We start from the raw sequence: 10,002 nt of genomic DNA, 5'->3' as shown, positions 1-10,002 counted from the left end.
TTCGCCGCACCGTCGGGCCCGGGCGTGCGCCTGGACGCCGGCGTGGAGTCCGGCAGCGTGATCGGCCCGGCCTGGGACTCCCTGCTCGCCAAGCTGATCGTCACCGGCGCCACCCGCGCACAGGCCCTCCAGCGCGCCGCCCGCGCCCTGGAGGAGTTCCAGGTCGAGGGCATGGCCACCGCCATCCCCTTCCACCGCGCGGTCGTCAAGGACCCCGCCTTCGCCCCCGAGCTCACCGGCAGCCAGGACCCGTTCACGGTCCACACCCGCTGGATCGAGACCGAGTTCGTCAACGACATCAAGCCCTTCACCGCCCCCACCGACGCCACCGAGGCGGAGGAGGAGGCCGGCCGGGAGACGGTCGTCGTCGAGGTCGGCGGCAAGCGCCTGGAGGTCTCCCTCCCGGCCTCCCTCGGCATGACCCTGGCCCGCACCGGCCTGGCCGCCGGGGCCAAGCCCAAGCGCCGCGCGGCCAAGAAGTCCGGTCCCGCCGCTTCCGGCGACACCCTGGCGTCCCCGATGCAGGGCACCATCGTCAAGGTCGCCGTCGAGGAGGGCCAGGAGGTCAAGGAAGGCGACCTCATCGTCGTACTCGAGGCGATGAAGATGGAACAGCCGCTGAACGCCCACAAGTCCGGCACCATCAAGGGCCTGTCGGCCGAAGTCGGCGCCTCCCTCACCTCCGGTGCGGCCATCTGCGAGATCAAGGACTGACCCGTAGCCGACCCGAGGCGCCCGGCGGACTGAGTGATCAGCCCGCCGGGCGCTTCGTTCTCGGCGGGCGCTTCCTTCCCGGCGTCGATGGCATGCTGAACCCACGGAACAAGTGAAGGAAGGGCAGGTGAACCCGATGGCCCGGCCGCCGACAGGCATGCGTGCCGATGCCCGCCGCAACCACGAGCGCCTGCTCACCGAAGCCCGCTCCGCCTTCGCCCAGCATGGCACCGACGCGTCCCTGGAAGACGTGGCCCGCCGGGCGGGCGTCGGCATCGGCACCCTCTACCGCCACTTCCCCACTCGCGACGCCCTGTTGAGCGCCGTCTTCGAGGACGCGGTCGGCGACCTGCTGACCCGCTCCCACGAACTCCTGCACGCCCCGGAGCCCTGTGCGGCCCTGGTGACCTGGCTGCGCGAGATGGTCACCCACGCCGGCGAGTACCGCGGCCTCGCCCACGCCCTGATGTCCGTCTCCCACGACCGGTCCTCCGCGCTCGCCCGCTGCAGCGACCCCATCAGACGGGCGGGCGGCGCACTGCTGGCCCGAGCGCAGGAGGCGGGCACGGTCCGCGAGGACGTGGCGATCGGCGACCTCCTGCAACTCACCCACGCGATCGCACTGGCGGCGGAGGAGACGCCGGGAGACCCCGACTTGGCGGACCGGTTGCTGACGCTGACGCTGCGAGGCTTGAAAGCAGACTGAGCGGCAGCCGACCCAAAGGGGCGCGGGGAACTGCGCGAGCAACCACACACAACCCGCACCCGCACGACGACTCAAGCCCCTACCGCGAAACGGCGCTCAACCGCACCGTCAACGCCGACGCAGATCCGCGACCCGGGCCCGCTCCCGCTCGGCCCCTTGCTCGCCGAGCACCGCCGCAGCGGGCCGCAACCCCTGCCCCCGCCTTGGCCCCGGCAAGGGGCGTCGCCGCGCCGGGACCTCGTCACCCCCCGACGCACCGGTCGCCCCGGCCACGGCGATCTGCACCCCCTGATCGGCGAGGGCCTGCAGCTCGGTGTGGGCGCGGTCGTCATGGACCGGCGGTTCGTCGGTGACGAGGCGGGTGATGACCTCCGTGGGCACCGTCTGGAACATCGTGTCCGTGCCGAGCTTGGTGTGATCGGCGAGGACGACGACCTCCGAGGCCGCCTGCACGAGCGCCCGGTCGACGGACGCCGAGAGCATGTTGGAGGTGGACAGCCCACGCTCGGCCGTCAGCCCGCTCCCGGACAGGAAGGCCCTGGACACCCGCAGCCCCTGCAGGGACTGCTCGGCACCGCTGCCGACCAGCGCGTAGTTCGAGCCGCGGAGCGTACCGCCGGTCATCACGACCTCGACCCGGTTGGCATGGGCCAATGCCTGAGCCACCAGAAGGGAGTTGGTGACGACGGTCAGACCGGGAATGCGCGCGAGCCGGCGGGCCAGCTCCTGCGTGGTGGTCCCCGCCCCGACGACGATCGCCTCGCCCTCTTCCACGAAATTCGCGGCGAGGTCGGCGATGGCCGTCTTCTCGGCGGTCGCGAGATGTGACTTCTGCGGAAAGCCGGACTCCCGCGTGAACCCGCCCGGCAATACCGCACCGCCATGCCGGCGGTCGAGGAGTCCTTCTGCCTCCAGTGCGCGCACGTCCCGCCGTACGGTCACTTCGGAGGTCTGGACGACGCGGGCGAGCTCACGGAGCGACACGGCTCCGTTCGCTCGCACCATTTCGAGGATCAATTGGCGACGTTCTGCAGCGAACACGAAACTGACAGTAACCCCAACGACCGTCTGCTTTCAGCAGTTTGCGCCGAATAACAGAAGTTGTTCGTACGCAGGGGCGAGAAGTGGTATAGGGCCTAGTCCCGCCGCCTATGCCGTACGCATGCTCGACAACTCCCCGTGACCAGCGAGGAATTGGTTTTGGCCGTCAGAGTTCGCCGCCGGACTTCCGCGTGTGCAGCTGCCGTGCCACCTCGGCGATCGAGCCCGACAGGGAGGGGTACACGGTGAAGGCGTTCGCGATCTGTTCGACCGTCAGATTGTTGTCGACCGCGATCGAGATCGGGTGGATCAGTTCCGAGGCGCGCGGCGACACGACCACACCGCCGACCACGATGCCCGTACCCGGCCGGCAGAAGATCTTGACGAAGCCGTCCCGGATGCCCTGCATCTTGGCGCGCGGGTTGCGCAGCAGCGGCAGCTTGACGACCCGGGCGTCGATCTTGCCCGCGTCCACGTCCGCCTGCGAGTAGCCGACGGTGGCGATCTCGGGGTCGGTGAAGACGTTCGACGACACGGTCTTCAGGTTCAGCGGCGCCACCGCGTCGCCGAGGAAGTGGTACATGGCGATACGTCCCTGCATCGCCGCCACGGAGGCGAGGGCGAAGACACCGGTGACGTCACCGGCGGCGTACACACCGGGCGCGGTCGTCCTGGACACCTTGTCGGTCCAGATGTGCCCGGACTCGCGCAGCTTGACGCCGGCCTCCTCCAGGCCCATCCCCTCGGAGTTCGGGATGGCGCCGACGGCCATGAGGCAGTGGCTGCCGCTGATGACCCGCCCGTCGGCGAGGGTGACCTCGACCCGGTCGCCGACGCGCTTGGCGGCGGCGGCACGCGAGCGGGCCATGACGTTCATGCCGCGCCGGCGGAAGACGTCCTCCAGCACCGCGGCGGCATCCGGGTCCTCACCCGGCAGCACGCGGTCCCGCGACGACACGAGGGTGACCCGCGATCCGAGTGCCTGGTAGGCGCCGGCGAACTCGGCACCGGTGACACCGGACCCGACCACGATGAGTTCCTCGGGCAGCTCGGTGAGGTCGTAGACCTGGGTCCAGTTGAGGATGCGCTCGCCGTCGGGCTGGGCGTCGGGCAGCTCGCGCGGGTGGCCACCGGTCGCGATGAGCACGGCGTCCGCGGTGAGCGTCTCCTCGGTCCCGTCCGCCGCCCGCACCACGACCTTCCGTGACCCGTCGAGGGCCTGCATGCCCTCCAGCCGCCCGCGCCCGCGCAGGACCCGGGCGCCGGCCCGCGTCACCGAAGCCGTGATGTCGTGCGACTGCGCGAGGGCGAGCCGCTTCACACGCCGGTTGACCTTGCCCAGGTCCACCCCCACGACACGCGCGGGCGTGTCGATGTACGGCGTGTCGTCGGCGACGATGATGCCGAGCTCCTCGTACGAGGAATCGAAGGTGGTCATCACCTCGGCCGTGGCGATCAGGGTCTTCGACGGCACGCAGTCGGTGAGCACCGACGCCCCGCCCAGACCGTCGCAGTCGACGACGGTCACCTCCGCGCCGAGCTGCGCGGCGACCAGCGCCGCTTCGTATCCGCCGGGTCCGCCACCGATGATCACGATCCGAGTCACGTACTCCATTGTCCCGCACGCATCAGAGTGCGACCGCCTGGGGGGCCGCCCGAGACACCACTGTTACGGGAGGGGCGGACGGTGCGCCTGCCGTACCCTCTGTCCATGTCGCTCTACGCCGCCTACGCCGGCAATCTCGATGCGCGGCTGATGACCCGCCGCGCCCCGCACTCGCCGCTGCGCGCCACCGGCTGGCTGAACGGGTGGCGGCTGACCTTCGGGGGCGAGCAGCTCGGCTGGGACGGAGCGCTGGCGACGCTCGTCGAGGAGCCGGGCGAACAGGTCTTCGTCGCGCTGTACGACATCGCGCCGATGGACGAGGAGTCCCTCGACCGCTGGGAGGGCGTCGGCCTCGGCATCTACCGGCGGCTGCGGGTCCGCGTGCACACGCTGGAGGGCGAGGAGCCGGCGTGGGTGTACGTCCTGAACGCCTACGAGGGCGGGCTGCCGTCGGCCCGCTACCTCGGCGAGGTCGCGGACGCGGCCGAGTCGGCGGGGGCACCGCACGACTATGTGATGGAACTGCGCAAGCGGCCCTGCTGACCTCATCGGCCTCTGCGCCCCCTCCTGCCCCTCTGCCCCCACCGTTCGTTGGAAACGACAACACAACGATCGACATCCCGTGAGCTCTGTCATCTACGCGCGTAGGCCCAAACCGGCTACCCTCAGTCGCGTGAACGCATCTCTTCTTCCGGACGACATCCAGGGCGACCCCCACGCCGCCGCCGACGCCGCCGCCGCACGCCTGCGCGAACTCACGGGCGCCGAGACCCACGACGTCGCCCTCGTGATGGGCTCCGGCTGGGCTCCGGCCGTGGACGCCCTCGGCGACCCCGAGGCCGAGTTCCAGGTCACCGAGCTGCCCGGGTTCCCCCCGCCCGCGGTGGAAGGGCACGGCGGCAAGATCCGCTCCTACCGGATCGGCAACAAGCGCGCCCTGGTCTTCCTGGGCCGCACGCACTACTACGAGGGCCGTGGCGTGGCGGCCGTGGCCCACGGTGTCCGCACCGCGGTCGCCGCCGGCTGCAAGACGGTGGTGCTCACCAACGGGTGCGGCGGCCTGCGCGAGGGCATGCGCCCCGGCCAGCCGGTCCTGATCAGCGACCACATCAACCTCACGGCCACCTCCCCCATCGTCGGCGCCAACTTCGTCGACCTCACCGACCTCTACTCTCCCCGCCTGCGCGCCCTGTGCAAGGAGATCGACGCCACGCTGGAGGAGGGCGTCTACGCCCAGTTCCCCGGCCCGCACTACGAGACGCCGGCCGAGATCCGGATGGCGCGGGTCATCGGGGCGGACCTGGTGGGCATGTCCACGGTGCTCGAAGCCATCGCGGCGCGTGAGGCGGGCGCCGAGGTGCTGGGCATCTCGCTGGTGACGAACCTCGCGGCGGGCATGACGGGCGAGCCCCTCAACCATGAAGAGGTTCTGCAGGCGGGCCGCGACTCGGCGACGCGGATGGGGTCGCTGCTGGCGCAGGTGCTGGGCCGGCTGTAAGGCGTTTCTCGCCCCCGCCGCCCCTACCCGTCCCATCCCCCAGGGGCTCCGCCCCTCGCCCCCGCCAGGGGGCTCCGCCCCCTGGACCCGCGCTCCTCAAACGCCGGAGGGGCTGTTTTAGCCCGTCCGGCGTTTGAGGACGAGGCCCCTTCAGGGCCGAAGCGGGGGTCTGGGGGCGGCAGCCCCCAGGGGCCGGGGTCGAAGGGGCAGCGCCCCTTCAGGATGGGACGGGTAGGGGCGGCGGGGGCGAATCCCTGCGGACCGCACCCACCCCGCTCCGAACGACACGAACGAGAGGTTGACCGACGTGCACGACGATCTCATCGCCAAGGCCCAGGCATGGCTCGCCGAGGACCCCGACCCGGAGACCCGCGACGAACTCGCCAAGCTCGTCGAAGCCGCGGACGTCGAAGAGCTCGCCGCACGCTTCAGCGGCACGCTCCAGTTCGGAACCGCGGGCCTGCGCGGTGAACTCGGCGCCGGCCCCATGCGCATGAACCGCACGGTGGTCATCCGCGCCGCGGCCGGCCTCGCCGCGTACCTGAAGAAGCACGGCCACGAGAACGGCCTCGTCGTCGTCGGCTACGACGCCCGCCACAAGTCGGAGGACTTCGCCCGCGACACGGCGGCCGTGATGACGGGCGCGGGCCTGCGCGCCGCGGTCCTCCCCCGCCCCCTCCCCACCCCCGTCCTCGCCTACGCCATAAGGCACCTCGGCGCGGTCGCCGGCGTAGAGGTCACCGCCAGCCACAACCCGCCCCGCGACAACGGCTACAAGGTCTACCTCGGCGACGGCTCCCAGATCGTCCCGCCCGCGGACATCGACATCGCGCAGGAGATCGCCGCCGTCCCGTCCCTCACCGTGGTCCCCCGCCCCACGGAGGGCTGGGAGACCCTCGACGACAGCGTCCTGGACGCCTACCTCGCCCGCACCGACGCGGTCCTCGCCCCGGACTCCCCCCGCACCGCCCGCACCGTCTACACGGCGATGCACGGCGTCGGCAAGGACGTCCTCCTCGCCGCCTTCGAACGCGCCGGCTTCCCGGCCCCCGCCCTCGTCGCGGAACAGGCCGACCCCGACCCGGACTTCCCCACCGTCGCCTTCCCCAACCCGGAAGAGCCCGGCGCGATGGACCTCGCCTTCGCCAAGGCCCGCGAGACCGGCCCCGACCTCGTCATCGCCAACGACCCCGACGCCGACCGCTGCGCCGTGGCCGTCAAGGACGGCGAGGACTGGCGGATGCTGCGCGGTGACGAGGTCGGCGCGCTCCTCGCCGCCCACCTGGTGAACCGCGGAGCGCGGGGCACCTTCGCGGAGTCCATCGTGTCCTCCTCCCTCCTCGGCCGGATCGCCGAGAAGGCGGGGCTGGGGTACGAGGAGACCCTCACCGGCTTCAAGTGGATCGCCCGCGTCGACGGCCTGCGCTACGGCTACGAGGAGGCCCTCGGCTACTGCGTCGACCCCGAGGGCGTACGCGACAAGGACGGCATCACCGCCGCGCTCCTCATCACCGAGCTCGCCTCCGCACTCAAGGCCGAGGGCCGCACGCTCCTCGACCTGCTCGACGACCTCGCCGTGGAGCACGGCCTGCACGCCACCGACCAGCTCTCGGTCCGCGTCGAGGACCTGTCGGTCATCGCCGACGCCATGCGGCGGCTGCGCGAACAGCCGCCGACCGAGCTGGCGGGCCTGCCCATCACCCGCGCCGAGGACCTCACCCAGGGCACCGAGACGCTCCCGCCCACCGACGGCCTGCGCTACACCCTGGAGGGCGCCCGCGTCATCGTCCGCCCCAGCGGCACGGAACCGAAGCTGAAGTGCTACCTGGAGGTCGTCGTCCCGGTAGCGACGCACGCCGACCTCCCGGCCGCCCGCACCAAGGCGGCCGACCTCCTCACGACGATCAAGCGGGACCTGTCGACGGCGGCGGGCATCTGAGCCGTACGCACGCCCTGGCCGTCCTCGGTCCGTACGCGGACCCTCGACGGCCTCGACCCGCACCGCTGACCGTCCGGGCCCGCACGGCTGGGCCCTGGCGGTCAGCGGTATCGACCGGGGCTGTCGGGGTCCGGCCGGGGCTGTCAGGGTGGCACCGCCGGCCGCGCGGTCTCGGCCTGCGCCGCCTGCCCACACGCCCCTCACCCATCCCCGCCGGCGCTGCCCCCATCCGGAGGCACCCCGTCGGGTGATTTCCGCACGGTGGTTGACCCGGGCTCCACGCCCCGCCCGGCCGCCCGGGCAACGGTGGAACGGAAACGCACCGCCGAGCCGCCTGGAGCCGCCGCCGTGTCCTCGACCGCATTCCGGCCGACACCCCGAGCGACCGACGCCTCCGACGCCGACCTGCGCCCCGGCTCCCCGCCGTCACCTCCGCGCGCCCTCCCCGCTCCGCTGCACGCCCTGCGCCGCGCGGCCCCCGCCCTCCTCGCCTACCTCGCCGTCCGCAGCACGGGCCTGCTGCTCCTCACCGTCTGGGCGCACCGCCAACGGCACGGCGTGTGGCCGATCCTGGCCACGCAGTGGGACGCCGACTGGTACCTCGGCATCGCCGATCACGGGTACGCGCACGGCCTCGGCACCGCGTACAGCGCCAACAACCTCGCGTTCTTCCCGCTCTACCCGGTCCTGGTCAAGGCGGTCGCGGCGGTCACCCCGGGCACGCGGGCCAGCACCGGTCTCGCCATCGCCGTCGTCGCCTCCCTCGTCGCCGCGTGGGGCGTGTTCGCCGTCGGCGACCGGTTGCACGGCCGCCGGGTCGGCGTCCTCCTCACACTCCTGTGGGCCGCGCTGCCGGTCGGCCTGGTGCAGTGGATGGGCTACACCGAGTCCCTGTTCACGGCGCTCGCGGCGTGGTCCCTGTACGCGGTGCTCTCCGGCCGCCTGCTGACCGCCGCCGGGCTCGCGGCGCTCGCGGGTCTGACCCGCCCGACCGGTATCGCGGTGGCGGCGGCGATCACGGTGACGGCCCTGCTCGCCCTGCGCCGCCGCTTCTCCCTCCGTAGCCTCGCGGCCGCCGCGATCGCCCCCCTCGGGTGGTGCGGATACGTCGGCTGGGTGGGCCTGCGCCTGGGCCGCTGGGACGGCTACTTCGCCGTACAGCGGCTGTGGCGCAACGAGTTGGACGGCGGCCGCGAGACCCTGCGCTGGATGCGGCGGCTGCTGATGTACGAGGCGACACCCGAGCTGTTCCTGGTGCTGGTGACGCTCACGCTGATCGCGTCGGTGGTGCTGTTCGGGCTGTCCGTGTGGGATCGGCAGCCGGTGCCGCTGCTGGTCTTCACGGCCGTGCTGCTGGCGATCGTCCTGGGCAGCGGCGGCGTCTACTTCCCGCGCGCCCGCTTCCTCCTGCCCGCGTTCCCGCTCCTGCTCCCCCTCGCCCTGCACCTGTCACGCGCCTCCGTCCGCCACCGCACGCTGGTCCTCGCGGCGGCGGTCATCGGCTCGGCGTACTGCAGCGCGTACATGGTGTTGGTGTGGCCGAGTGCGCCGTAGAGCGGCCCCACGCGGCGACCGGGCCCCGGTCTCATTGCATGGTCAGCAGGATCAGCAGCAGTACGGCCCCCGCGATCGCCGGCCCGACCACCTCATAGGCCCACCGCACGGTGATCTCGCCCTGCGCGGACTCCGCGTTCTCCCGGCGCTCCAGCAGTTCCCGCAGGTCGTCCACGATCTGGTCGGTCTCGGCCCGGACCAGCCCGTGCGCCTCGCTGTCCGCCACCGGCGCCCCGAACTCGAGCCGGTCCAGCCCCAGTCCCCCGCGGCCGCGGCCGCCGCGCTGGTCCCGCGCCCCGGTGCCCCGCTCCGCGGCAGCCTGGGCCGACCGCCGCGCCGCCTTCTTGCGGGCCCGCAGCGAGACGGGAACCGCCCAGAGCTGGAACTTGGTGCCGGACTTGGCGACGACCTCGTTCGAGTAACCGGACCGCAGGGAGGCGATCTGCCCCCAGGGCAGCACGATCACGCGGAGCGGGTTGCGGATGCGCAGCCGGTCCTCGTTGGCGTGGACGGCGGGCCGCAGGGTGAAGGCGGACACCAGCGGCACGATCAGGATCAGCGCCGCGAGAGCGAGCCACTGCGTGCGGCCCTCGCCCCGGACCAGTGCGTCGATGCCGAGCCAGAGCGCGACGGCCAGCAGCAGGACACCGCCGGCGATGCCCATGTGCGAGCGGTAGACCCGGTCCTTCGACACGGGGTCCGGTGAGGGTGACTGAGGCTCGGGGGTCGTCATGAGCCCGATTGTGCCTCAGGCCTGCGGCGCTTGGCCGACCGCCCGGGCGCCATGGGGCAGCTGCCTGTCTGCGGGTGCGGGTCGTTCGTGGTTGCTCGCGCCCACGCGGCGGAGCCGCATATCGATACAACCCCGCGCCCCCGGGTCGGTCACCTCCCCGGCATTCGGAGCGAGCCGTCCTCTTGGGGTGTACAGCCGCTACGCGCGTAGA

At 72.4% G+C, this 10,002-nt stretch carries 9 protein-coding genes; 6 read left to right on the top strand and 3 right to left on the bottom strand.

Annotation, left to right across the window (positions count from 1 at the left end):
- Positions 1-714 (top strand): biotin/lipoyl-containing protein (locus tag ACIBU0_RS22075; RefSeq protein ID WP_398820821.1); only part of this gene is annotated, 714 nt, incomplete at its 5' end.
- 136 nt (positions 715-850) lie between these two features.
- Positions 851-1,420, top strand: coding sequence for a TetR/AcrR family transcriptional regulator (locus ACIBU0_RS22070; protein ID WP_398820864.1), 570 nt, complete (start codon positions 851-853; stop codon positions 1,418-1,420).
- A 108-nt stretch (positions 1,421-1,528) separates the two neighbouring features.
- Here ACIBU0_RS22070 and ACIBU0_RS22065 read toward each other — a convergent pair whose 3' ends face one another.
- Both ACIBU0_RS22065 and ACIBU0_RS22060 read right to left on the bottom strand, forming a co-directional pair.
- Entirely contained in the window at positions 1,529-2,461 is a 933-nt protein-coding gene (locus ACIBU0_RS22065; RefSeq protein ID WP_398820819.1) for a DeoR/GlpR family DNA-binding transcription regulator, read from the bottom strand.
- A gap of 166 nt (positions 2,462-2,627) precedes the next feature.
- Positions 2,628-4,076: an NAD(P)H-quinone dehydrogenase gene (locus tag ACIBU0_RS22060; protein ID WP_398820817.1), complete on the bottom strand. Its 1,449-nt coding sequence runs from the start codon at positions 4,074-4,076 to the stop codon at positions 2,628-2,630.
- Positions 4,077-4,172: 96 nt separating this feature from the next.
- Between ACIBU0_RS22060 and ACIBU0_RS22055 the strand changes: the two genes are divergently transcribed.
- The 4 genes from ACIBU0_RS22055 (at position 4,173) to ACIBU0_RS22040 (ending at position 9,058) form a co-directional block, all read left to right on the top strand.
- Positions 4,173-4,610, top strand: coding sequence for a gamma-glutamylcyclotransferase (locus tag ACIBU0_RS22055; protein WP_398820815.1), 438 nt, complete (start codon positions 4,173-4,175; stop codon positions 4,608-4,610).
- A 130-nt stretch (positions 4,611-4,740) separates the two neighbouring features.
- Positions 4,741-5,565, top strand: coding sequence for a purine-nucleoside phosphorylase (locus tag ACIBU0_RS22050; protein WP_398820813.1), 825 nt, complete (start codon positions 4,741-4,743; stop codon positions 5,563-5,565).
- Between the two features lie 307 nt (positions 5,566-5,872).
- Entirely contained in the window at positions 5,873-7,504 is a 1,632-nt protein-coding gene (locus ACIBU0_RS22045; protein WP_398820811.1) for a phospho-sugar mutase, read from the top strand.
- Positions 7,505-7,852: 348 nt separating this feature from the next.
- Positions 7,853-9,058, top strand: coding sequence for a hypothetical protein (locus ACIBU0_RS22040; protein WP_398820809.1), 1,206 nt, complete (start codon positions 7,853-7,855; stop codon positions 9,056-9,058).
- Positions 9,059-9,089: 31 nt separating this feature from the next.
- Here the strand turns inward: ACIBU0_RS22040 and ACIBU0_RS22035 are convergent, their stop codons facing one another.
- Positions 9,090-9,791: a PH domain-containing protein gene (locus ACIBU0_RS22035; RefSeq protein ID WP_398820807.1), complete on the bottom strand. Its 702-nt coding sequence runs from the start codon at positions 9,789-9,791 to the stop codon at positions 9,090-9,092.
- Positions 9,792-10,002 lie beyond the last annotated feature (211 nt).

It is taken from the genome of Streptomyces sp. NPDC049627 (assembly GCF_044465645.1).
Classification (GTDB): Bacteria; Actinomycetota; Actinomycetes; order Streptomycetales; family Streptomycetaceae; genus Streptomyces.
Note: the sequence above shows the minus strand (reverse complement) of the source record. Positions and strands in the feature narration are given on the sequence as shown.

What these genes read in the sequence shown, in the direction of transcription:
- ACIBU0_RS22070 (WP_398820864.1), top strand. Translation starts at nt 851, where the DNA reads ATGGCCCGGCCGCCGACAGGCATGCGTGCCGATGCCCGCCGCAACCAC.
- ACIBU0_RS22060 (WP_398820817.1), bottom strand. Translation starts at nt 4,076, where the DNA reads ATGGAGTACGTGACTCGGATCGTGATCATCGGTGGCGGACCCGGCGGA.
- ACIBU0_RS22055 (WP_398820815.1), top strand. Translation starts at nt 4,173, where the DNA reads ATGTCGCTCTACGCCGCCTACGCCGGCAATCTCGATGCGCGGCTGATG.
- ACIBU0_RS22035 (WP_398820807.1), bottom strand. Translation starts at nt 9,791, where the DNA reads ATGACGACCCCCGAGCCTCAGTCACCCTCACCGGACCCCGTGTCGAAG.